Origin of the sequence: Candidatus Fukatsuia symbiotica (assembly GCF_003122425.1) — a bacterium.
GTDB classification, from domain to species: domain Bacteria; phylum Pseudomonadota; class Gammaproteobacteria; order Enterobacterales; family Enterobacteriaceae; genus Fukatsuia; species Fukatsuia symbiotica.
Genome location: NZ_CP021659.1, coordinates 2,588,218 through 2,610,581, shown reverse-complemented (window position 1 = coordinate 2,610,581; position 22,364 = coordinate 2,588,218). Strand labels below are relative to the sequence as shown.

General features: G+C 46.3%; 21 protein-coding genes and 1 pseudogene. 2 read left to right on the top strand and 20 right to left on the bottom strand.

Annotated elements, in window-relative coordinates:
- Positions 1-70 precede the first annotated feature (70 nt).
- The gene (locus CCS41_RS12695) at positions 71-895 is read right to left on the bottom strand and encodes an N-acetylmuramoyl-L-alanine amidase (RefSeq protein WP_119797774.1); all 825 of its coding nucleotides are present in this window, start codon (positions 893-895) and stop codon (positions 71-73) included.
- Positions 896-1,016: 121 nt separating this feature from the next.
- On the opposite strand from CCS41_RS12695, the gene CCS41_RS12690 reads away from it, so the two are divergent.
- Positions 1,017-1,283, top strand: a complete 267-nt coding sequence (locus CCS41_RS12690) for a type II toxin-antitoxin system prevent-host-death family antitoxin (protein WP_119797637.1) — start codon at positions 1,017-1,019, stop codon at positions 1,281-1,283.
- Between the two features lie 12 nt (positions 1,284-1,295).
- A complete protein-coding gene (locus CCS41_RS12685; protein ID WP_119797636.1) occupies positions 1,296-1,721 on the top strand; it encodes a type II toxin-antitoxin system VapC family toxin in 426 nt (141 codons plus the stop codon).
- On the opposite strand, the pseudogene CCS41_RS12680 reads toward CCS41_RS12685, so the two are convergent.
- The 19 genes and pseudogenes from CCS41_RS12680 to CCS41_RS12600 all read right to left on the bottom strand — a co-directional run.
- Positions 1,721-1,810, bottom strand: a pseudogene (locus tag CCS41_RS12680) (IS5/IS1182 family transposase); the annotation flags it as partial. The gene CCS41_RS12685 and the pseudogene CCS41_RS12680 overlap by 1 nt on opposite strands.
- A gap of 81 nt (positions 1,811-1,891) precedes the next feature.
- Positions 1,892-3,655 (bottom strand): eCIS core domain-containing protein, encoded by a 1,764-nt coding sequence (locus tag CCS41_RS15745; RefSeq protein WP_119963685.1) that lies wholly within the window; start codon positions 3,653-3,655, stop codon positions 1,892-1,894.
- 152 nt (positions 3,656-3,807) lie between these two features.
- A complete protein-coding gene (locus CCS41_RS12670) occupies positions 3,808-4,314 on the bottom strand; it encodes a Pvc16 family protein (protein WP_240313774.1) in 507 nt (168 codons plus the stop codon).
- Positions 4,311-6,464 (bottom strand): AAA family ATPase, encoded by a 2,154-nt coding sequence (locus tag CCS41_RS12665; RefSeq protein ID WP_119797635.1) that lies wholly within the window; start codon positions 6,462-6,464, stop codon positions 4,311-4,313. The genes CCS41_RS12670 and CCS41_RS12665 overlap by 4 nt, the downstream gene beginning before the upstream one ends.
- A 2-nt stretch (positions 6,465-6,466) precedes the next feature.
- Complete coding sequence (locus CCS41_RS12660; protein ID WP_119797634.1) at positions 6,467-8,830, bottom strand: contractile injection system tape measure protein; 2,364 nt, start codon at positions 8,828-8,830, stop codon at positions 6,467-6,469.
- A gap of 13 nt (positions 8,831-8,843) precedes the next feature.
- On the bottom strand, positions 8,844-9,653 hold the full coding sequence (locus tag CCS41_RS12655; RefSeq protein ID WP_119797633.1) for a hypothetical protein: 810 nt from the start codon (positions 9,651-9,653) through the stop codon (positions 8,844-8,846).
- A gap of 11 nt (positions 9,654-9,664) precedes the next feature.
- A complete protein-coding gene (locus CCS41_RS12650; protein WP_119797632.1) occupies positions 9,665-11,464 on the bottom strand; it encodes a hypothetical protein in 1,800 nt (599 codons plus the stop codon).
- A gap of 50 nt (positions 11,465-11,514) precedes the next feature.
- The gene (locus CCS41_RS12645; RefSeq protein ID WP_119797631.1) at positions 11,515-11,733 is read right to left on the bottom strand and encodes a hypothetical protein; all 219 of its coding nucleotides are present in this window, start codon (positions 11,731-11,733) and stop codon (positions 11,515-11,517) included.
- Between the two features lie 58 nt (positions 11,734-11,791).
- Positions 11,792-13,030, bottom strand: a complete 1,239-nt coding sequence (locus CCS41_RS12640) for a tail fiber domain-containing protein (protein WP_119797630.1) — start codon at positions 13,028-13,030, stop codon at positions 11,792-11,794.
- 33 nt (positions 13,031-13,063) lie between these two features.
- A complete protein-coding gene (locus CCS41_RS12635; protein WP_240313772.1) occupies positions 13,064-17,173 on the bottom strand; it encodes a baseplate J/gp47 family protein in 4,110 nt (1,369 codons plus the stop codon).
- On the bottom strand, positions 17,170-17,520 hold the full coding sequence (locus tag CCS41_RS16815; protein ID WP_240313771.1) for a hypothetical protein: 351 nt from the start codon (positions 17,518-17,520) through the stop codon (positions 17,170-17,172). Before CCS41_RS16815 ends, CCS41_RS12635 begins: the two co-directional genes overlap by 4 nt.
- A 137-nt stretch (positions 17,521-17,657) precedes the next feature.
- Positions 17,658-18,062, bottom strand: coding sequence for a hypothetical protein (locus CCS41_RS12630; protein WP_240313770.1), 405 nt, complete (start codon positions 18,060-18,062; stop codon positions 17,658-17,660).
- A 263-nt stretch (positions 18,063-18,325) separates the two neighbouring features.
- Positions 18,326-18,736 (bottom strand): GPW/gp25 family protein, encoded by a 411-nt coding sequence (locus tag CCS41_RS12625; protein WP_119797629.1) that lies wholly within the window; start codon positions 18,734-18,736, stop codon positions 18,326-18,328.
- Between the two features lie 12 nt (positions 18,737-18,748).
- On the bottom strand, positions 18,749-20,218 hold the full coding sequence (gene vgrG / locus CCS41_RS12620; protein WP_240313769.1) for a type VI secretion system tip protein VgrG: 1,470 nt from the start codon (positions 20,216-20,218) through the stop codon (positions 18,749-18,751).
- Positions 20,170-20,418 carry a hypothetical protein gene (locus CCS41_RS16810; protein ID WP_240313768.1) on the bottom strand — a complete coding sequence of 83 codons (249 nt, stop codon included), beginning with the start codon at positions 20,416-20,418 and terminating at the stop codon, positions 20,170-20,172. Before CCS41_RS16810 ends, vgrG begins: the two co-directional genes overlap by 49 nt.
- The gene (locus CCS41_RS12615; protein ID WP_119797628.1) at positions 20,419-21,114 is read right to left on the bottom strand and encodes a CIS tube protein; all 696 of its coding nucleotides are present in this window, start codon (positions 21,112-21,114) and stop codon (positions 20,419-20,421) included.
- 3 nt (positions 21,115-21,117) lie between these two features.
- Complete coding sequence (locus tag CCS41_RS12610; RefSeq protein ID WP_240313767.1) at positions 21,118-21,396, bottom strand: DUF5908 family protein; 279 nt, start codon at positions 21,394-21,396, stop codon at positions 21,118-21,120.
- Positions 21,396-21,872 carry a phage tail protein gene (locus CCS41_RS12605; RefSeq protein WP_119797627.1) on the bottom strand — a complete coding sequence of 159 codons (477 nt, stop codon included), beginning with the start codon at positions 21,870-21,872 and terminating at the stop codon, positions 21,396-21,398. Before CCS41_RS12605 ends, CCS41_RS12610 begins: the two co-directional genes overlap by 1 nt.
- A 22-nt stretch (positions 21,873-21,894) precedes the next feature.
- Complete coding sequence (locus CCS41_RS12600) at positions 21,895-22,344, bottom strand: phage tail protein (protein ID WP_119797626.1); 450 nt, start codon at positions 22,342-22,344, stop codon at positions 21,895-21,897.
- Between the last annotated feature and the right edge of the window lie 20 nt (positions 22,345-22,364).

Sequence of the window (22,364 nt, the reverse complement as noted above, 5' to 3'; positions counted from 1 at the left end):
TGATCTGCCGTCAGTTCATGATAATGTCAAACAAATAGCCTCCCTAAACAGAGATTTTGCTGAGTGGTTGCTAAATGACACTGCTGGTATTTTGGGTGGTGGTTGGGTTTTCTGCCGGATAATTGAAATATTTTTTCACTAATGCCGCTAATATAGCACTCGTTTCTATATCGAGTTCGCCATCATAGTGACTTTGGCGAAAATGCAGTTGAAACGCGCGGACAAGCTTTTTATAGACAGCTGAATCAGTAGCGGCGCCACTGGTGTCATAACCGTATTTTTTAAAACGGATCAACATGTCAGCCTGAGTTAATGGAGCTGTAGTGAACTGCTCCATATAGGCAGATTTCATTTCTTCATCATACCAGGCGCCTACACCCGCATCAAAGAGTGTTTTCCAGGGAAACGCGGCACCAGGGTCACTTTTGCGTCCCACCGCAATATCAGCATGACCGACCACGTGAGTGGGGGAGATGTCAGAGTAGCGTTGGAGAATATCCAAGGATAATGCTTTCACTGCCTCTATTTGGCGATCATTAAAAGGAGGAAAGGTGAATACACCTTGTATATCAGTCGCCTGATTAACTATTTCGATCCCAATCGCGCTATCGTTAAGGTTGGTGCGGTTTCCCCAGGTGCTGGTGCCGGCATGCCAGGCACGGTCTTTTTCATCCACCAGATTAAAAATTTGTTGATCTTTAAAACCGGCATTGATATACGAACGATCCGTCGGATCGGGGACAAGATAATGCGCACTGGCTGCTCCGCCCGTTAAGCTGTTTACGGAAGCTGAAAAATTAGCGGCAGTGTAATGCATGACCAGAAAGCGAATGCGGTCATTGTAACCTTTGTCAGGTCTTCTCAATGATCGATACGTGTTAAAATTAATATTCATAGTGGTTTCCTCAATGACTATATTAAAAATTAAGATTAAATACTGAAGGTGATGGACCGTTTCTCCATATTGTTGTAACATACAAACAATAATCCATAGCCATAGGGGGAAGAGAAAAAACATGGCCATCCACACTTTTTCCAGTCGAGATTTCACACGTGATGTGTCTGCTGCCAAGAGAGCGGCCGCCGAAGGACCGGTGTTCATCACCAACCGTGGCCAACCGGCTTTTGCACTGCTGAAAATAGATGATTACTACCACCTCACAGGTCAAGGTGAGATGTCGCTTCTCACTGTTATGGAGGGTATTCCTGGCGGTGTTGGTATTGAGTTTGACCCTTCATGCCTTGATGTTCATGTTCAACTTCGCCCTACCCTGTTCGATTAAGGCGCAATAACGATGTTCATTCTGGACACTAACGTCATTTCTGAGCTACGCCATGGCAAACCCAAACCATCTCCCGCCGTGCGTGCGTGGGCGGCAACACAACCAATCGGGCGACTTTTCCTGTCGGCCATCACCCTTCTTGAACTAGAAAAAGGCATCCAGACTTTAGAGCGGCGCACACCACAGCAGGGCGGTACGCTGCGGGTCTGGCTGACGGGCGTCAGCGTCGCATTTGCAGGACGTATACTGCCCTTCACCGAACACACTGCCCCAGTGTGTGCTACACTGCATGTACCGAATGCGCATGTTGAACGTGATGCCATGATCGCCGCAACAGCCATTGAACATAGATTTACGGTAGTTACACGTAACGTGTCAGATTTCATTAACACGGGTGTGTCGCTGGTTAACCCTTGGCTCCACCTAAACAAAGACTGAAAAGAGGCGGTATTCTTTGCATAACGAGTGGCAATGCCTCGCCAACATTTAAGATGCAGAAAAGTGCTCTCAACCAGATGTCGATGTTTGTCGGATAAGCTCGACCTGTTACCAGACTGAGCGCTATTTACTACGCTGAATTAAATTAGAAAACATTAGGTATTTCAATGTTATTCGTTGTTTGATTTTTTTGCTACACCCTCTAAAAGGTCTTGTGGCTCACGTTTTAATCTCATTGTTTTAAAGGACTCTGCTGTTCTTTCGATCTTAATTAATAAATTCAATTCATTTTGGAATGCTTCTTTATTTTTCTTTAAAGTATTGATTAAAGCTTGCTGAAATAGGCTCCAATAGTCATTTTCATTCAATCCTTTTGGCTTTTCAATGTTTCCATATTCTGTTTCTATCGTTTTTAACACTTCCTCATATTTTTTAGCTTTTTCGGCATACTTAATAGACTTAATAGTTTTTTCTCCCTCTTCTAACTGAGCTTCTGTATACCGATAACTATTATCTTTATGTTTAAAAACTTCCGTAGGATTTAACAGGCCCTTAGGGTCGTAAAATGCAAGTTCTTTAGTAAAACCACTATTATGTTCTGGATCGCCCTCATTTTTATATTTTATGGTATCACCCTCCTTTTCTCCTTTTAGCTTCTGTATATCAAGAGTCCATTGCGAAGGGATACGTCTTGGTACTTCTATGCTGGTTTTCTTTTCCTGATCCTCTAATTCTTTTAAGAAATTGGGATCCGTTTTGTCCTTTTTCGGTTTGTACACATTTTTTAACGCACCTCTTTCAACTAGTGTTTTTAATGAATACTTTGGCGAGTCGCCGTAGTTTAATTTCACGTGCATTTCAACTGATATATCGTCCTTGACGATTTTTTTTATATCATTCTCTTTTCGTTTGTAATCCGAAACATTTATATGAGTATCTTGAGGTGCTAAATTTGTTGCTACATAGGATTCTTGCTTCTGTTCTGGAGCGAAAAAGACATCAGCAATAAGGTGACCCGTATCTAAATTTCTCTCTTTAGTATGAGTAGACGCTAAATGTTCCCACTCTCCTAACGCTTTTACATGACCGTATTCTGAAGTGTTGTTTCCTCGTTTACCATCTATCTCAGGAACAATTGTTGCTTTAGCGAACTTGGCACGGTATAGGTTAATTAAACCCTCTTTTTTCTTTAGTCCGTCCACATTAGCCTGGTATATTTCATTTAGATACCAGGGAGTACCGTTTACGATGATAGTGCCTTGCTTCAATGCACCTACAATAGTATTCAGATTATCACCACTTTCCAGTGTCAGATTTTCTACCTTACGTTGCACCACCTGGGGATCATCTACCGTTTTTCTGCGAAGTAACGATAAATCCTCATTCGGTGTATAGTGCTCTGCTTTCTCTCCCCACTGCGTTGCTTCTTGTTCCAAAGTAGCATCATCGTTAATGCCAATCCCTGTTTTCATCTGTAGTGTCGGTTTCACTCTCCCTTGCTTTTGCTGCACCACATGCCAGGCTTCATGCGGCAAATGCCGTTCTTGGCCAGCGCCTAAATAGATGTGCTCGCCTTGCGCATAAGCTAACGCCTGGAGTTGTGAGGGTTTTTCTGAATAGTAATGGACACGCACGTCACTTAAGTCTATCCCCGACAGGGATTCTATGCCCGTTTTGAGTGGGGTCGGCAAACCGGTTTTATTGACAGATTGGGTTTCCCGGTTATGCGTTTGATTCAATAATTGTACAACAGCACGATTACCTATCAGGCTTTGTGCCGCTAATACGTGCTGTGGGTTCCGTTGAAATTGTAAGGGAATAACGGGATGGAACGCAGGGGAGGAGGCATGCCGCGTCCGATTGGCTGCTCGCGGGAAGTGCTGCTGTTTATGAGATGTAGCAGGTTGAAAAGTGTTGTGACCACTTGTAGCCATAATGTGTTCCTTCAGATAAAAATGTCATTGTTAAGCAGATGTTCTGTTTGTGTCATCAACCGAGCTGCCTCATCATTTATTGCCGGCTTGATGAGCAACGGACTTCACCACGGGGATGTTTTCTATCGGGTCGTATGCGCGTAAAAGAGCGGTTACCGTGTAGTGCAGTACTGCCCGTGGATGTCCCCCATGGCACTCCAAAATTCCGCCATATTGTGTAAATGGCCAGGTTGGGCGACAAAGGCACGCGGCAGAGGATGCGCTGCTAACTGCCCTTTTAATAGTGCGGCCGGCCAGATGGGGTGACGTAATAAGGCATGAAGTACCCGGCTCAGCATGTCATGCTGGTCTTTATCCGGCGCGATCTCACTGCCGCTGCTGCCCCAGGCCGTAATCAGATACGAATAATCGATAGGAGCCGGTGAACGGGTGAGAGAGGTGGTATCAGCCCCCGCCGTTTTTTGCTGGGCAAAAGGCTCACTCACCCTTAACGTCAGATTTTCTCGAATATCATAAAGAAAGATAGCAATCAGTGGCGGGGTGATTTTTTGAAAAAAGCGTGTATCAGGCGCGGCAAAGACAACGTTAATCCCTGCCTCTTTCAACGCGAGTTCTTGTTCGAGTAAGGCAGCGAGCGTGTCATTGAGGTCATTTATCATAAGAAAGCCCATTGTTCTGGATGGATGATTTTGCCCATTTTTTTAAACTCACTTTGCGCGGCCGCTTTAATATGCGCCAGGGTCACCTGAGCGCCTTTTGGCGTGGAGGGAGTACTCGCGGCTTTAAATGCGGCCGCCAAGGCGATATTTTTAATATGACCGCCCGCAATCTCAAGGGTTGCCAAGGTGGAGAAATTAACCTCAGGACTAAGCGGAGTTTCTTTGGGCCAAATCCCTTGCCAAATCCGCAAGCGTTCCTCGGCAGTAGGAAAGGGAAAATCGATACAAAATTGCAACCGGCGCACAAAGGCGTCATCGATATTGTGTCGAAAGTTGCTCGCTAAAATAATGATCCCCGGATACGCTTCGATTTTCTGCAAGAGATAACTGGTTTCCATATTCGCATAGCGGTCATGGGCGTTTTGCACCTCACTACGCTTGCCAAATAACGCGTCCGCTTCATCAAAAAAGAGGATCCCCTGGTGGGCTTCGGCTTCTAGAAAGAGTTGCTCTAAATTTTTTTCGGTTTCACCAATGTACTTGCTGACTATCGAGGAGAGATCAATTTTATACAGTGTTAATTTCAAGCGAGCGGCGACAACTTCGGCCGCCAGGGTTTTGCCTGTTCCCGGGGGGCCGGAAAATAACGTGCTTAATCCTTTCCCACGTGTGAGCTGACGAGCAAACCCCCAATGCTCATACACGGTGGTGGCGTACTGAACATGATGGAGCAATTCATCAAGTTGTTGCCGGCAAGACAGAGGTAAGATTATCTCGGGACACTGGATACTGGGTTGACAAGGACGTGCCAAGGTTGAAAGTGCCTGTGTGGTTTGTAACTTGCAGGCATGAAAGACGTCATCGATGCTGAGATCACGGGGATTATCCCCGTGGCTAACTTGTTTAGCCAGCTGTGCGGCTGAAAAAATTTGGCGAGGCGAAAAGCGAAAGCGCGTCGCTACGTCTATGACCGTGTTTTGATCAAGGTGGGGTAACGCGCGTTGCCATAAGTCCTGCCTTTGCAGTGTGGTTAAGGGCGGCAGGCTTATCGTCAGTATTCTCTTCTCGGGGACCCTCGTTTGTGCCCAGGGCCAGTTGGCCTCACCGTCCATAAAGACAAGCCCACGATACGCCTTAGAAGCCGCCATGATTGGCTGGTGCCAGTCTTGTTGATCAGCCTGCAAGACTGATGGCATGCCACGCCAGTAAATCGCGGCATTGTGCAAATAGGCTTCACGTAAGATCAATGCTACTCGCTCCTGCGATTGACTTTTTATCAATGCCGGTAAATCAACCACCACTAGCGTTATCTTTAACGCATGGCACAGGGCTTGCGCCAGCGTTCGTTTACCCGCGCCAGTGCCCCCTTGCAAATAAATCACTGCCTGCGCAAGCTCAGCACGGTGCTGTGTGAGCAGGTTATCGAGGCGATCACGCAAGGCATCGGGCAATATTAACGCCGATAAGGATTTATCGGGTGTCATAATCGACACTATTGTGCTGAGCGCCGCCGGTAAATCTTCTTGCCCTAGCAGAAAGTGAGTGATCCGCTCACTGATATTGACCGGTCGGCTGAGAGAAGACGCCCCGTTTTGCTCGTTGATTTCAATCAGTGCGTAACGCCTCAGCGTTGCAGTAGGGGAAAGCCACCGTCTTATAGCCCCTTTTTCGCTCCAACTTTGGCTTAATAGGTTTAAAATCAGATCCATCGTGGGTCGTTTTTGATTAACATCATCGTGCAGATAAGCGAAAAATACCGCGTAGCGGGCATCCCATTCTACCGTCAAACAGATAAGTAAAATGTCAATCTCCTGAGGTGTTAACTGAAAGCGTTGCTGCAAAGCGATTAACTGTAGCGAGATCTGATTTTTAATACTCTGCTCAACCGCCTGGTCAATCGCCTGGCGTTCATGAGCGAATTGACTCAAAGGAGAATCGATGTCGGCATACGCTGTATGCCAAAAAGGCAGCCCCACAGTGTCATTAAGTAACGCCTGCGCTTCTTGGGCCGTCACTTGCAAACCGGGGTAGGGATTATCATGCGTTTGTGTTGTGATTGCTTGTTTTACATAAGCTTTTATCAAAGCGTCCATGCGCTTAAGCTCGGTGAGCAAATGCTCAAACGAGCTTGAAAAGAATGAGAGGGGCATTTTTACCAATCCACTTGTATAGGTTTGTCAAGCCAGGGTAATTGAATGAGGTTGATAGGCCAGGTGATCCCTTTCATCAACACATCGTGGGACGTACGCTCTATTTGTAATTGCCAGTGATAGGGGTGATTTCGTATCACCCCCTGGCGCATAAGAAAATGCTGAATCAAATAGGAGTTTGATAGGTGCGTCATCACCGGCCATTGGGTTTTGACCTGCGCAAAGAGCTGATCACATGCCGCCTGCTCCGCGACATTGACTTCAATGGTGCGCTCAATCGGTACTTGTAAATTCAGACCACAAAGGAGTTTATTAAACGTCAAGGTTTCTTCAAAGCATATCGACTGTGAGGTCATCAGGTATTGTAATAGCAACGCGGCTCGCCGCGCTGCAAGGTGATCAATAAAGTGATCTCCTTGCAGTAAGTGCGCCGTGGTGAAAAAGGGTTTTAAATAAATCCCTAAAAGCGCTAGCCCTGCATTATCAACGTAAATATCTTCATGTTGATCTATATCCGCTTCTCTTGCCAGTAAAAGTGATTGGCTTATTGTTTTAGTGAGCATTAACGCCGCTTGATGTGCTTGCTGCTGTTTTTTTAGCACCACAGAGAGCGTATTGATCATCGCAGTGACAGGTTGCAAGGACGGTGTACTCAAAATAAGGTTGGCAACGTCGTGCTTAGCCGCTTTCACTGTAGCGGTTTGCCCCGTCAATGTTAATAGTGCTTGGTATTGCCGATATAAGCGTCCATAGTGTTTACGCAACTTTGTCACTTTCTCTTTTAAATCATTTAACGACGCTTTCTCGCTGTGAGGGATCAACGAGGCTATCTGACTCTTTTGGCATTGCTCAGATTGACCGATTCCACAATCGGCGACTGTTATCGACGGGATTGGCTGTGTTCCCTGTAACAGGCGTTCATGCTGAACCTTGTCAACGCGTTTACTCGACGTGGATTGGTGTTCGGCTTTCGTGATTTCTTGCTGTAATCGGCTTAATAATTGCCTTAACGGCGGGATAAGCGCCGCGATTTTACCCTCTTGATGCCTGAGTGTGACTTGATTTGACACATTTGGCTTTATCTGTTCCATGATGCTACGAATAAAAACGTGATGTTTTCGCATGAGTGAAAAAGTGTCAAGTTCCTTCAGCGTTTGTTGCAACGTCACCAGGCGGTGATAAGGCAGATGCGCCAACGTTTCAGATAAAGAGATCCCTAATTGAGGGATTATTTTGTTTAAATACACCCTAAAGCGATTGAGTTCCACTTCTCGCGTCTGAGGATGTTCAGAAAATCTTTTTTTATTCGCCATGATGACGTCGACAAGGCGATCCACCTTGCTTATCAGCCCTGTTTGGCGAGCAATATCAAGCATTGGCGTGTGAGTATAAGAGAGAGATGGTTGCTTGTTTTTGGCTGTACAAAAAGCTCTCAGTATTTGTAATTGGGTGAGCAGTTGTTCATAAATAGCCTCATTTATAAAAACGTTTACATCATTTTTTTCCCGTGTTGATGGACTGCCATGCTGCTCAGGTAACAGTGTCGGCCAGGGGTCGGCAATTTTTTCTTGCGCCTTGAGTGTGGCGAACAGCCTCACCAAAAGGTAATGATAATTGAGCTGACAATGGGTGGCCAGGTGTAGCAGGACATGCTTATAAAAAGCTGTCTTATCGATTTTTACACGGCTCATCATCTCACTGGTGATTAATATGGCTTGCCAATAAGCGCTTCTTAATGCCATGGCAGCAAACTGTTCTCGGGTAAAAGCACGGTGTAAAGGGGCACTTATTTGTTGACACCACAGCTCCACATGATCGTTTTGGGCTAATAGTCGACTGAGGGCTAATAGCTGATCATCAGAACACTGTGCAATGAGGCGCTGTAAAGTGGCGGCTTGCGCGAGGTAGTGACATAATTTTTCTCTAAGCCGTGCGGGGGTACGGTCAATTAACCGAAGCAAGCATTGAGTCAGTGCCACGGTGTCTTTGGAAACCCACCAAGGTCGCGTGCCCGTTTTAATAAAATAATCTAACGTACGGAGCGCTTGTGCATTTTCATCGCGCTTCATGATCGCCGCTGGCCTAAAGTTCTGTAATTGCTTAGCTAATGCCTGGGAAAAGGCCGTAGCGATCTGCTCAATAACCTGTTGTGGCTCAGCAGGTAATGTAATGACCCCTAAATCCAGTTCCACTTTATCCAGTGAATACCACTGATTAGCTTCAATCTGCTCATCACAAATCTTTGCCAAGATCGGCGGCAGCTGTACGCGTGCCCATTGACTGAGGGTATTTTTTATCGCCCAGCTTGGCTGCTGTGAAGACAAGTGCACTATCCAGGTTTGGCATTGTATAAGGTGCGTTGGCATCGTCTGTAGACTGCTACGTTAGCGCTTTGCCCATGCGGAGCAATACCAGTAATTGCACCGATTCTTGCCAAGCAGAGGTAGGATCGGTGGCCATTTTCGTTAACCACGCCTGATAGACTTCTTCAAATGCGCACATAGCCTTGTAATTAAACCAATGCACATAAATCACCAGGTGGGCAGGCACTTCATTGATTAAGACGTCACAGAGCAATTTTTTAAAATTTTTCTCTTTAAATCGTTTTGACTCAGCAGGAAAAATAAAACTCAGTTGTAATGAATAAGGATCTTTCCCATGAATGTCCATCGCCCATTGAGCTTGATTCGCCTCTTCTGCGACAAAAGGCTTTTCAATACAAAAGTAATCCTTGTCCTTCCATTTTATTTCATAATTCCCTTTATAATGACCGGTGTCAGAAACCGTGATGTGATCGCCTTTTTGTAAACCGTGATCGGAGGCATGACAAAAAGTGCTGTTAGGAAACGTCCATTTGCCTTGATTCACCTCTTCCGCGATAAAGGGCTTTTCAATATGAAAGGAATCCTTGGCGGTCCATTTTATTTCATAGCGCCCGTTATAATGCGTGGTATTAGAAATCGTGATGTGATCACCTGCTTGTAAATCATGATCGGGAACGTGACAGACAGTTCTGTTAGGCGCTGATTTCGAAAAACGAGCAATGCGTGTAGGCGCTGATTCCGAAAAATTAACAATCGGTGAACCCAAAAATGCCCAATAGGGCTCAGTGGACGGCGTTGATCGGGGTCTTAGCAGCACATGTTCAACGAGGTGAAATCCTTCATCGTTAATCGTGGCGGTATTCACCGCTTGTATACCTAATAATCCGCAGAGACGCCTTTTGAGGCCAGCAATATTGTCCGTATCCCCCTTTTTTGGGTATAGTTAAAGGCGCTGCCACGGGCGGCACTCATTTGCGGGTAGGCTTGCAGAAAAGCGAGTTTGTCCTCGAGATGAAACCCCTGCCAAGGCGCTTTATTTTCGCCAAGAGAAATCACCGGCTTACGCTGCTGTTGTTTGTCATATAACAACAGAGCGTCATCGATAAATTGCTCCCCAAAGCGGGCCATTAAATGATTTAACAATTTATTTTCACGTGTTATCTTCGTGTCAACATTTTCTATGGCTTGCTGTAAATGCGTTTTGTGATCGGGATTCAGTACACTGTCGAGTTCCGGCACATCGGTGACGGACTGGGTAAAATACGTCTGAATCGACCGAGGCGCGGTATCTCCTATTATAGGGGGACAAAATAGCTCTCTAATGTGTGCTAATTGCGCAAGATAATTGGCCAGCAATTGATCAAAGAAAAGTAAATACGCTTTGAGTTGTTTGGCTTGAATTTTACGCGTTGGGGAGACAGAATCGGGCAGCCCTAATGATCCTATACCGTAGTTGGGGGGGAGATCATGTTGTATCGATACATAGTCGCCGAGGTGTCGATAGTGACCGCGGGGCAGTGGAATATCTTGTAGCGGCTGCTTTTTTTTATCGAATGCCTCGCGCTCCTTCACGTTTTTGAGATGTGCTTTAGCCGCCTCTATATTGATTTGACAAAGGATACCCTGGCGCTCAAATTGTAGATCGCTTTCGAGCAGTTGTTGCAACGGTTTCAATTTCGGTGTGTAATTCAGGTCTAGTTCTAACACCCAGGGTTGGTGAAATCCGCTCTTTTGACTGCTTTCCAGCGCAATTTTTTTCACCGACTGCACACCATCCATATCGAGAATAATATGAATAAAGTCGGAGCTACGCAGCGTGGTTTTACGATCAAATCCTTCCAGCTCAGTCTCATCAATAAAACCGTTGGCTAAAGGAGGGCCTTCAAAAATCGTGTCAATCGGCCTATTTTCCTGGCGCCGGGCACTCAGTGAATGAAAAGAGAGAGTAGGTGCAATCGCCTGACTTAATTGCCAGTAGATATGCGCCGCTAAGCGATCAAGATCCACATCATCGGCCACCACGATGTGTAATTTTACGGTAATTTCTTCAAAGGGCAGCAGAATGGGATCGGCAAAATCCTCGGCGATCTGGCGGTATTGGTGTAATCGCGCTTTCACTGTCTTCATCAGCGCTTGTTCTTTTTTGCCATCGGAAACCGTGTCGTCCTTGGCGATATACACTTGGTATATACCGCGTAGGGGCAGCGGTTTTGCCGTTTCCGTGGCTTGATTCAAGCGTAAGCAATTGGATTGGGCTTCATAATAAATGGGCACCAAAGACGCGGGATTTTTTTCAATCCATGCGTTTCTGACGCCAGGAATATCGATTAACAATTTGCGATAGTCGTTGAGCGTCACAGGATGAGAAGTCAGAATATCACGTGCCGTAAACAAAGGGGCACGGCTTATGTTTGACGGGTTGCTTCCGTGGGTGGGTAATACGGCCAACAAATCTTTCATCTCAAACGATAAGCGATAACTCACATCGGTGATGGCGTAACATAAACACTCCAATAGCGTGATACCGGGATCATGTGTGTTATGGTCAGTCCACAGTTCACCGGCTAAGCGTTGAATATGCTCAATACCCGTTTTGCGCAGAAAGGCATAATCCATGCCAAGCGGGGTTGGCGTTGTGGGTGGCGCTGTCGTGGCCATGGCATCGTTGTTTATCATACTGTTTGCCCTGTATTTTACTGTTAAGTCGCATTCGGTTGTGTTTTATCTCAATTGTCGTCTTTTGGGGACGGATGAAGGGCTTTCTCGGCTTCATCAGAAACGGGCTCTTGCGTCAATATTTCTTCTAGCACTTGAATCGCGCCTTGTAGACGTAACAAGGTGTCATGCGTATTGGCTTGTTTTTCTTTAAGCTCGTTAAACACCGTTTGGCCTTGCGCAAAGGCCTGTTTTAGCTCGTCCAGACGACGCTGTAATGGTTGTTTCATGTAGGGGCGGCTCACTGTGTTGGAGGGGATAAAAGTGGCTTTGAAGATGAACTGTTTTCTATGGCGTGAGTTTCAAATGCACAAACAATTGCGCTATCATTTGCTGCTGTTGTTTGACCGCTTCCAGCAATACCGCGGTAAAACGCCCGTAATCAACGTATTTAAAATTATCTTGGTCACAAGCGACCAATTCAGGAAACGACGCTTGCAGTTCGTCGGCAATTAGTCCTATTTGCGGCTCTTTGAGATAGTCTTTTGTCCTCGCATGGTCACTCCAGTCATAATAGATCCCCTGTAATCGTTGTATTTTGTCAAGCACCGGCCCGAGCGGTTTGATATTGGTTTTGATACGGCGATCAGAGGCCTGCTGAAACTTGTTGGCTCTTAACGTCGCGGTATCAATATCAAAATGAAAAGCGATATTTTTTGCTCCTTTTTTGCGAAAATAAAGGTTATTGTCTACCGAGAGATACCAATGCTCATTATAGCGATAAAACGCACCGTCGAAGTTATCCCAGTGAGAATTCGCTTTGCCTCCATCGATCTGTATCCCCGCTTGACACACAATACGGCCTTGGCATGCGATATAACCCTTTGCGTCTATCGATTTTTGATTAGCATCTTGTGTGCTAATCGTTAATGTTCTCTGGGGGGTGTCGAAATGAAACGCAGTATCTGCACTGCCCTGCCTGCGCAGATGAAGCCCGTGATCGGTGGTGAGATAAACGGGCCCATTACGCTGGTACAAGGTACCATTTTTCTCCCAATGTGTTGTTCGATCCATTAAGCCCAAACCCCATGCCTGGGCTTCACCCTGAATATCCAATGCGTAGTTTGGACTTGCATGATTAATGCCTACCTTACCGTCTTCTTTAATAAACAAGGCAGTAGTATCAGCAGTGCCAACACGTAACATATGCACGCCCTTCGTGGACTGAATATGCAATTGTGCGCCAGGATTAAAGGTGCCAATGCCGGTTTTCCCCTTTTCTTTATCAATGAAAAGTCGGCTTTTACCCTCATAAGATAAATTGAAACCGGTGCTATCGTCCTGAGGTTGATGATTTAAACGCCAGTAATCCGTATCGCAACTGCTTTCATTGACACAGAAATCCAGCCAATTTTGTTGGTCACTTTGTGGCATGATGCGCAGCGGCTTTTCAACCCCTTCTGGTTTTTTGATCCAATCTTCTTTAACGTTTAAAAAAGATTCGAACAGATCGCTAAAATCTTGCGCGGTGGGTCTGTCACCGCGCTTAAAGCGGTCTTTTAGCTCTGCTCTGGTTTTTTGAGGCATTGTGGTTTCCTCTATAGAATTAAATGTAAAGCCTTAATGAACGATGAAATCTGTTTCAATGATCATGTGACCAATCCCTTCAAAATAAATATCTTCATGCTGATGCATTGTCACTAATTCGATAATATGTTCCGGGGCAGAAACCAAGACAGCATCGAGGGCGTGCACTTGCGCTTGCGCTTGATCCACATCCAGTATCGAATAAACGGTGTTAGAAGCCGTGAGATCACTGTCCAGTTTGATGTGTTCAATGAGTCTGAGTTGGGCGACGTAATCGACATAAGGCTGTTTTTCAATAAAATGGATTAACAATGAGTTGTGAATATAGCTACCGAATGTCACCTCCGCGGTACTTTCATAGGCCCAAGGTGACAGAAAGCGTTTAATCGCTTTATTGAGTTCAGCAATATCATTACCGGGTTCATCGGCTTTTTTAAAGCGAACAGTGACCCGGTATTTTATTTGTTCATAGCTTGGATTTTTCACTTCCAAATCAACGAAAGGCGAAATATACTGGCTTAAATAAACTTTGATTGCTTCCAGCAAGTCACGCGAGGCCTTGGGTTTCAGCAGCAAAAAGGGTTCGCTGTTATTGGCATTGTCGGGGATAACCACGACAGTGACCTTCGCTAACGGTGATGCGCTCAGTTGTGTTTGCGTTAAACACTTGACTTTGTAGAGCTGTGGAAATGCCGCTAACACTAAGCGCTCATAATCCCAGCTGGAAATGGCGCGCTGTTTATGACGTAATCGCTCACTCGTCCGTTGCCAAAAAGCCTGATGATTTTCTCTGGCACGCCCCCCAAATGAAGCGTAGGGTTGTGTGACCGCTTTTATCTGTGGATCGGCAGTAACAAGTTGATTAATAGAATAAGCCGGTAACGGTTTGCGGTGGTGTTCATCATTCGCCCCCTTTGCCAACGTGACTGTTGCCGCTTGTGTTTTAATCGCAACAATCTGAGGCGATACCACCTCTTGATTAACGGAGCCGCACAACCAGTGTAAACCCGTGGGCATCAGGGGATTTTCATGACTGGCGGCCGCTGGCAGATGAAACGACATCACCCCACTGTGCATCAACCCTTTCGTCTCATCATGAAAATAAGTCGAGCTATCTGCTGCTACCCAATCATGTTGACCTAAATAGTGATAGGTCATATCGGCGCTTTCTTCCAGCTTATCACTTTCGCTCGGGATGATTTGAAACAGTAATGAGAGCGGTGCCGGCACGGTTGCGTCTTTCAGACCCATATATAAATAACCCGCGGCTGAAAATTGGGGTAATAACTGATTGACGTTGTGCCCCAAGACCTTACTTCCAAAGGGATGTAGCTGAAATAATTGTGCTTCATTGATTGCATTATGGGCAGGATGGGCCAGGTTTATCAGCGCGGAAGCCGTATAATTGAGCGTCAAGTCGCGTATCAATGGCGTATAAGGCGGATAGACGTTCGGCACACTTTTACCTTCTGTCGGCGGGGCTAATGCGCTTTTGTTGAGCACCGTAGCATATTGGTCGTGCAAAAAATCTTGCTCGGTTAATGCGAGTTTAAAATAGCGAGACCAGGCCATAGGGTCTTCTTCATCGGGGTCGTTGTGTGTGAAGCGGTTTACCTCCTCCTCACCCAGCTTCGGTAAATTTTTAAACTGCAGACAGGTGTGGGCGGTTAATTTTTTACTGTTCGGATCGACGGAAAATAAGCATTGTGGCGTGCCAATGGCGGTGACGACACGGTTGTTCACGACGGTTAACTGGGTTTGAAAGCTTGTGTTATCAATTTTTTTACTTAAAAATTTTTTATAAGCCGCATAGTGGGTACCAAAATCTTCGGGTAACCCTGACCAGGTGATGCCTAAATCCAGTGAATCTAACGCGTTATCACAAATTTCTGAGTGCGCCCAATAAAATCCGGCATGGGCGGTAGGTTGATCACCAAACGGCTGCAATAAAACGGTGTTCGTTAACAGCGATGCATCGTTTCTCCGTTTTACATCCTTAATCCCTTGCACATTCACCGCCAACTTATATTTTTCTACGATGATCATTTTAAACAGATCGTAGTCACCCCCGGCTTTGAGGGTTATTTTTATCGTCGGGTCAACACCGGTCAACCCTTGATGGCTAACATCGATTAGCGGAGCGGTCATTGCCGGGGCCGTTTCATTAAGATCGAATGTAAACTGAAGCCCATTTAAAAATAAGGCGTCAGCAGCATATTTTTCAATCTTCGTATTGGGAGGTAATTGCCCTCTACAAGCGACTTTAACTTCTTGGTTCCCCACCTGTTTTTGAATAGCAAAGACCTGCCCATTGGACCAAACCAACCAATTACCGACCTCTTTTTCTGTGAATTGCTCGTTATTTGCAGCGACGCCATCGATAACTAACCCCGTGAGTATTTTGGTTTCCGTCAATTGAATATCGGGATACAGCCGTGGCGCGGCGGGTTTGGGTTTTATATCCGGTAAATAAGCCACTTCAACGACTTCTATTTTATTGGCATTCACCCGGTGTTCAATCCGATAAACTCGCCCGTCCGTCCATAAAATGTACTGTTTAAAATGATCTTTCACGGTAAACAAATTGCTGTTTGCCGTGATGATTTTACGCGTTTTGCCGCCTATGCCTTCAGTGACAGGCATTTCTTCTAATGCCAAGCCTGACAAAGGGCTGCCCGTGCCCGTCAGAGTGAGTTCAGGGTATTTTTTAATGAAACCTTTACTCGGCAAAAAACCGACGGGGCGGAGTTTAGCGTGTTGCGCACTCATCACCTCCGTGATTTGATAAAGCTGCCCGTCTTCAAATTGGAGATAATTATCCTTATCCCTCTCGCTGTTGAATTGCCCCTTTTCACCTTTAAAACGGCAAATTAAAGCCAACGTATTCGTATCGTATTCCGCCAGGGCGGTTGCCAAAAAAAAATGCCCTGCGGTGACTGTCGCCGACGAGGGAGCAAAATGGGTTTCAGCGCCGCTTAATTGAAAAGTGAAAGGTGACTGTTGCACAAATTTATTCAGCCGATCAAGGTGAAAAGTATCGCGTTGACAGTCTACTGTTAAAGTGATCTTCCTACGCCCTTCACCAAGGCGTAATAAAGGCGAACTGACAGCAAAACCGAGCAGAGCCGGGGTATCGGTTGCAGACCAATCGAATGTTTTAAACGGCTTATGCTCCTTCAGTTCAGCATCCAGCATAACGCGTGTACACAGATGCGTTGTTTTTTCAATACGAATATCGGGATAACGTTGCTTTAGGGTCTGAGCACCCTGGACGAGTTGATACACTTCCTTCCAATCCTTGGAATTGATGTCAGGCGCTTTAATGACGATATCGATGATTTTTTCAAAATCCTTAATCGTCATATAGAGTTTTTTATTAATATAATCCATGACCGCAGGATGGGTGAGATCGGTTTTTAAGGACGTTATCGCAGTGTGCGGACTGGGCAATGTCGGTAATGGAGCACCCAGCGCGAAGGCCAGCATGTTGATAAAATTTCCATTACGATGTTTATGTTCTAGTGCCTGGTATCGCTGGAGCGCTATTTTTTTTTGATAAACACGTTCCATCATCTTGTGAATCTGGTCTGTTTGTTCTGCCGTCTGCAACCGATGCCCTTGCAAACACATTTTGAAATCGTTCACGTCATGGAAAGCCAGCTCTTCTTCAATGTAATCTTTTTGTTTACCTTTTAATTGATCTTGCTCAGCGAGCATTTTGAGCGAAGGCAAATCAATGGAAGGCGTTGGCGCTGCGTTCTCAAAACCTGCGGGCATAGCCACCTGTTGCGCTGCTCTCTCTAAAACCCACTGCAACAGAGCGGCAAAATCGTTATCGCTGGTTTTTCCCGGGTGATAAAAAGTCGCAAAGTCGTACACTTCTTTTTTAAGCGCCAAGGCACAAATTTTAGCCACTTGTGCCGAGGTGATCACGCTATCTCGGTCGAGACGATAAATCGGCGCCGCGCTATCAGATTGACCTTGCTCCGTACTGAGTAAGATCCCTTCTTTAAGGCAATAGGCTTGCTGAGATGGCGCCAGTTCGAAGATCACATGCGCCCGATCCGGCTGGGGCGGTTTTTCTCTTAATTGTAGGCAGTCTCGGTAGTAAAACTCGAGATAACGCTGCGTGAGGGCGTTCAATTGCTGCTGGGGTAACGAAGCAATAAGAGAAAAACCCAAAACAAGACCCGATGAGGTTGCATCAACGCCATTCGCCGATCCAGGTCAACAATGGCTTCCGGCTGCTTAATAAAACGAACGGCGTCCTCAATAAACTGTTTATCCGTAGGCAAAAAACCGGTCCAGTCTGTAGGGGTAATTTGTCCGCTCTCATAAAATCGAAGCTCTTTGGCATACGCCTGAGCAAACTGGATAACATCATGCAATGTGCGATCATCGACAACAAAATAATCCGGAGCCAGAGCGGTCAACAATCGATGGCGTTGACTGGTGCCATCGCGATATTGGGATGCTGCGTTAAGCTTCATGTCATTTTTTCCAAAAATTTCAAGAATACGGTTTTTGTGTCATTGCAGCATCGGCCTTCCAGCAATGCCCTCAATGAAGGCACGTAGCGTATTCAGAAGAGAGGGTTATTATTTTGCGCTGGCATGAACATGGCTGTTCAGAAATATCCCGCTACCATTGTAGCTCGGGGTAGGATCGGGGATGGGGCGCCTGGACCGGGTGGCGGTTGCTTGGCAGGGTTTTGCACCTCAAATTTCGCCGTAAATCGTTGACCTTTACGCAGTATCGCCTTACCGCAACACATGACTTTCTGTGTTTTTTGATCACCGGCCAATGCCGCAATTTTTAGTGTGCCGGTGCCGGGAATACTATACACCGGCGTGACATAGACGCATCCTGCCACAGAGACCTGCTTTTCATCCCCTACTAGGGCGATTTTTTTACCTTTCCTAGTGGATTTACCGCTCGCTGTCAGTTTGCCAGGACGTACTACGACCATCGCCTGGCCAAATAGCGGCATAAACAAGACGCTATCGCCATCAACGAGGATGATATTTAACATAGTTAACCTCCCAGAGCCGACACATCAAATTATTTCAGCACCCATACAGCCGGTTGCCATCGCTTCACCCCGTGTTTCTCTGTATCAAATGCGGCAAACCTTTGCGCTAATTGTGAGTGTGGGGACGCCTTTTCGACGGATAACCACACCCCATTCATTCGGCAACATTTCCACCGATGTCTCTATTACAAATTGACTCATATTTATCCTCCTTAAATGTAGATGCGAATATCTACAAAAAAGTAAAAATAGAACGCATTATCTTAAAATGACAAATGCGTCGCTTCGGTTAAATAAAAGGGATACACCAGATTGCTCCGTGAATTGGTGGTGCGTAGCGTGTAATTCAGGGTGATCAGTAGTAACGTCTGCGCATGCGGCGTGATGATGACCTCATCGAGTCGGATACGGGGCTCATGGTATAACACGGCGTCACTGATAATGTTTTGCAGACGATGGATCAAGCCCTGGGTGACTTCCTCGAATACAAACTGACCCAGTTCACAGCCATACGTCGGTTGCATCACACGTTCTTGCAGATTAGTCGAGAGCAGGATGCGTAAGCTTTGCCGAGTATCCTCTTCACCCGACACCACTTCCAGTACCGCCCCCTGCTGTGAAAAGGTGGGCGGAAAGCTCCAACCTTGGCCTAAAAATGCCTGGTCATTTACCATTATCAGCCCCTTTTATTTAAAGTCAATTTTTTTACCTTTAATCACCACATTCTGACCCGTATCAGCCGTCAAATTTTTATCAAGTTTGATGTCAATGCCTTGCTCCGTTAAATTCACCTGATTGTTATGTTGATCTTTCAAGTAAATACCGGATTTTTTGCCACTGACCAACGTCACGCTATTATTTTTAGCGGTCATCCACTTCAGCGTTTTCTCTTTATCATCCATTAAAAATTGCATGTTCTCTTGCGTCACAATGCCTTTTTGATGATTGTCTTTCTCCATAGCCAGCGGTGGCGGATTTTTTTCACTGTGCATGGCACCGAGAATAACCGGATAGCGGGGGTCATTATTAAAAAACCCTAACACCACTTCATCCCCCACTTCAGGTCGAAACACCAGGCCTTTTTTATCGCTCGCATAAGGCGATGCCAACCGGGCCCACAGCACTTTATTTTTATCTTCCAATAGGGGTAAATGGACTTTGAGGCAAAACTGCGGGTTTTGTTCTTTCGCGTGCCCGACCACGATCCCGACATGGAGACCTTGGATGGCAGGTAATAATCCTGCCGCAGCGGGATCACACATTTCGAAGGAACGGCTCATTCCCTCGGTGAGGCCCACTTGCACATGGGTCTGCCAACCTTCTCGATTGAGCTGATGACGAATGCCGGTGACAATGGCATGGCCTTCAAAGTAGCTTCCCACACCTTTAATGGCAATGCATTCACCAAGTGTAATGTTTTTTCTGCCTTTTATCTGAAAGCGGCCCCGTAATAGCGTGAGTCGCGCTTGATCCAGCATCGCCTTACTGCAGGCCTGGAGCTCTTCAGGAGCCACCCCGCCCAGATGCACCAGCGGATAGGGATCCGCGCCGATGGTCTGAGCGGCTTGCACAGCATCGACGGTGCCTTTTTTAACACTGGTTTGCTGAGCGTCGACCCAAGTCAAGGCTAATTTTTTCGTATCCCAGTGGGCAGCACGTACCTTGTTCAATTGCTGACGAATATCCACCTCAAGCTCCACGTTGTGGATGACGATCTGTGGATCGACGTTATTCACGTTAAACACTTGTTTAGGCGACTGTTTGAAATCGGGTGCCACAATCTGGATGTGCTCTTTCCCTTCCAGGTAATGAAATAACACCCACAATCCATTCGCGGTCGCGCGCGCCAAGATAAAATCCCAATCGCTACAGTGATACTGCACCATTTGGGGATGTTTTACCTCTGCTTTCCCTATAGCGCCTTTCAAGGTGAGTCCCCCTTGTTTAATCAGGCGCGTGATAATGTCTTTATCCGTGGTCTTTTCAAACAAGACGCTTTTACGTCGCGTTGTCAGCCGAATCGCTTGGCTTTTGAGATCAAGTGATAATCGTGATCCGTGATCATCATGCCACGCAATTTTATGCTTAACCACGATACCGGAAAAAATTAATTTTTCATTTTTGGGTTCATCTTCATAACGTAAGTGGATATCCACGCGATGACCCGGTTTAAAAAAATCCCCCGGCTCAAATGAAACGGTTGCTCTGCAGGCGGGCCGCGTTCTGCTATCACCAGCTGAGCCGTCGGTATTTTATTCACCGTCAGTATCACCTCTAACGCCACAATGTGACGTTGCAGTGAGGTGAGTTTTTTCCCCTGACAGGAGAGCGTAATGGTATAGACACCTTTCATCATTCACTGTCCACTGACCGGAGGCAGGTTTAACGTGCTACCCACGCGCAGCCGCCTAAAATTATCCAAGCGATTGCATTGTGCTAAATGAAGATAATAGTCAATGTCATTATAAGCGTGGTAGGCAATCAACGGCAGGTTGTCACTGCTGGTCACCCACTTGATGTGACTGAGATCAGGGGACTGTTTATCCTCCAATAACAACCGTTTTTTACTGTCGACATCTTGAATAAAGACCGCAGCCAACTCTGCACGTAACGGGGATCCATCGCGATCGAACAAGGTAAAATTGACGTCAACCGAGTACAAGCGGCAATCGAAACTCAGGCGACCCCATTCCAGCGTGAGGTATCTCGCTTCGTGCGTTTTACCATAAATATCATAGGTCAGCTTAAGAAAGCGTTTCACTTCCTTTTGCACGTCTTGGCGCGGCGCGGGATGAAGCCCCATCTCTGCTACAGCCCCTGTGCCATCGAGCAGTAAGGTCACCGCCAAATATTGTGACGTGTCGCCGAGGTACTGAGTTTGTTCAAAGCGCGAAAAGGTATTTTTAAAAAAAAGGGAATACGACGCCGGATTAAAGCGTGCTTCAAAGGATTCTGCTGTTTTTTGCTTCTGGCTGCGTTCAACGTAGTCATAGGCGTAGAGCGTGAGCTTTTCTAATTTAATCGCAGACTTCAATGCTTGCAGTGGGTTCATATTTTACCTTTCCTTCATTCGTGCCAAGATGTGCACTATCTGGTCGGTTAATGCTTGTTCAGAAAATCGATCACGTAACAGCTTCTCTACTTGTTCAGGCAGCAACTGTTCAAGCTGGGCGGCGATAAACCGACGCCCCCTGGGATCGTGATCCTGCCGCTCAGGCAGGATCGGATCCTCCGTATTCACCTCTTCGACCCATCGGGATGCTTCCCCGCTAAAATGTGGCGGATCACTCAGGGTGGCTTTAATCATCAGCTCGCGGATTTCAATCGGCATCATTACACTCGCAACGGTTGCAGACGTTGATACGCCAGCTCAAAAGTATCGATCAGGATGACATTGGCATTGGCGTCCAGATCCGAACATTGCCAGCCCACGGGAAACGCGTTGAAAAATAGCCAGGCTGCGGTGGGCAGACAAGTTTCATTGAGTAACGTGACCATGACATGACAAGGGTTAAACTGAAAAAAGCTCAGTGTGCTGTTAAACTCCGTATTCAGTGGCGATAGCAATACCATGCCCCGTTCGAGTCGTAACGTCGGCGACCGTACGCCGCTGGGTAATACGGCATGACCCACATTGTTGCCCCCCTCCTGTATCTTGTGGGTCTTTACCTCAAGTGATAACCCCGATACCTTTTGAAAGCGCATATCGACTAAATTGGGTGTGCGACCTGAGGGATAAAACACCACCGCGAAGCGGTAGCTCACGGGCGGCGTGTTTATCTCCATGGCAGAAAGATTGGGTAACAGCATTATTTTAACGCCTTATGCCTTATCATGCATGCTCAACACGCAGACTATCAGCCATAAGCTCTAGCGTCTCAATGGCCACTTCGTTACTGGTCGCATTAAATGACGGGGCGACTAATTTGGTGGGAAACGCACTTTGTACTGTCCAAGTCACAAGTGGATGGGTTTCTTCATCCAGTAGGCTAATGGTGATATCGCGTTTCTCAACACGATTCAAACGGACACTGATCATCCAATCGTAAAGGATAGAATTGCCCTTTACCAGGCCTCTTTTTAAGGTCAGTTTGATAGGCTCTGGCATGCCCGGCATATGCTTAAAACCCAACCCATCTTTATACGTAATGGGTTGATGCCCGACTTCTAACCCGGATACTTCAGAAAAACCGACTTTGTCTTCTAGACCCATAATACTTACGTTAAAACGATAAACAGAAAAGGGGTAATCCGCTTTGATATCAGCGACAGTGGTGGCCATGGTGGTCATCTCCAGCTTAA

Bases quoted from the DNA above. Each gene is read 5' to 3' on its own strand.
- CCS41_RS12665 (WP_119797635.1), bottom strand. From the start codon at position 6,464: ATGCCCCTCTCATTCTTTTCAAGCTCGTTTGAGCATTTGCTCACCGAG.
- CCS41_RS12695 (WP_119797774.1), bottom strand. From the start codon at position 895: ATGAATATTAATTTTAACACGTATCGATCATTGAGAAGACCTGACAAA.
- CCS41_RS12670 (WP_240313774.1), bottom strand. From the start codon at position 4,314: ATGATAAATGACCTCAATGACACGCTCGCTGCCTTACTCGAACAAGAA.
- CCS41_RS12625 (WP_119797629.1), bottom strand. From the start codon at position 18,736: ATGGTAAATGACCAGGCATTTTTAGGCCAAGGTTGGAGCTTTCCGCCC.
- CCS41_RS12630 (WP_240313770.1), bottom strand. From the start codon at position 18,062: ATGTTAAATATCATCCTCGTTGATGGCGATAGCGTCTTGTTTATGCCG.
- CCS41_RS12615 (WP_119797628.1), bottom strand. From the start codon at position 21,114: ATGAACCCACTGCAAGCATTGAAGTCTGCGATTAAATTAGAAAAGCTC.
- CCS41_RS12650 (WP_119797632.1), bottom strand. From the start codon at position 11,464: ATGATAAACAACGATGCCATGGCCACGACAGCGCCACCCACAACGCCA.
- CCS41_RS12610 (WP_240313767.1), bottom strand. From the start codon at position 21,396: ATGATGCCGATTGAAATCCGCGAGCTGATGATTAAAGCCACCCTGAGT.
- CCS41_RS12640 (WP_119797630.1), bottom strand. From the start codon at position 13,030: ATGCCTCAAAAAACCAGAGCAGAGCTAAAAGACCGCTTTAAGCGCGGT.
- CCS41_RS12690 (WP_119797637.1), top strand. From the start codon at position 1,017: ATGGCCATCCACACTTTTTCCAGTCGAGATTTCACACGTGATGTGTCT.
- CCS41_RS16810 (WP_240313768.1), bottom strand. From the start codon at position 20,418: ATGATGAAAGGTGTCTATACCATTACGCTCTCCTGTCAGGGGAAAAAA.
- CCS41_RS12605 (WP_119797627.1), bottom strand. From the start codon at position 21,872: ATGCTGTTACCCAATCTTTCTGCCATGGAGATAAACACGCCGCCCGTG.
- CCS41_RS12600 (WP_119797626.1), bottom strand. From the start codon at position 22,344: ATGGCCACCACTGTCGCTGATATCAAAGCGGATTACCCCTTTTCTGTT.
- CCS41_RS12645 (WP_119797631.1), bottom strand. From the start codon at position 11,733: ATGAAACAACCATTACAGCGTCGTCTGGACGAGCTAAAACAGGCCTTT.
- CCS41_RS16815 (WP_240313771.1), bottom strand. From the start codon at position 17,520: ATGAAGCTTAACGCAGCATCCCAATATCGCGATGGCACCAGTCAACGC.
- CCS41_RS12660 (WP_119797634.1), bottom strand. From the start codon at position 8,830: ATGCCAACGCACCTTATACAATGCCAAACCTGGATAGTGCACTTGTCT.
- CCS41_RS12685 (WP_119797636.1), top strand. From the start codon at position 1,296: ATGTTCATTCTGGACACTAACGTCATTTCTGAGCTACGCCATGGCAAA.
- CCS41_RS15745 (WP_119963685.1), bottom strand. From the start codon at position 3,655: ATGGCTACAAGTGGTCACAACACTTTTCAACCTGCTACATCTCATAAA.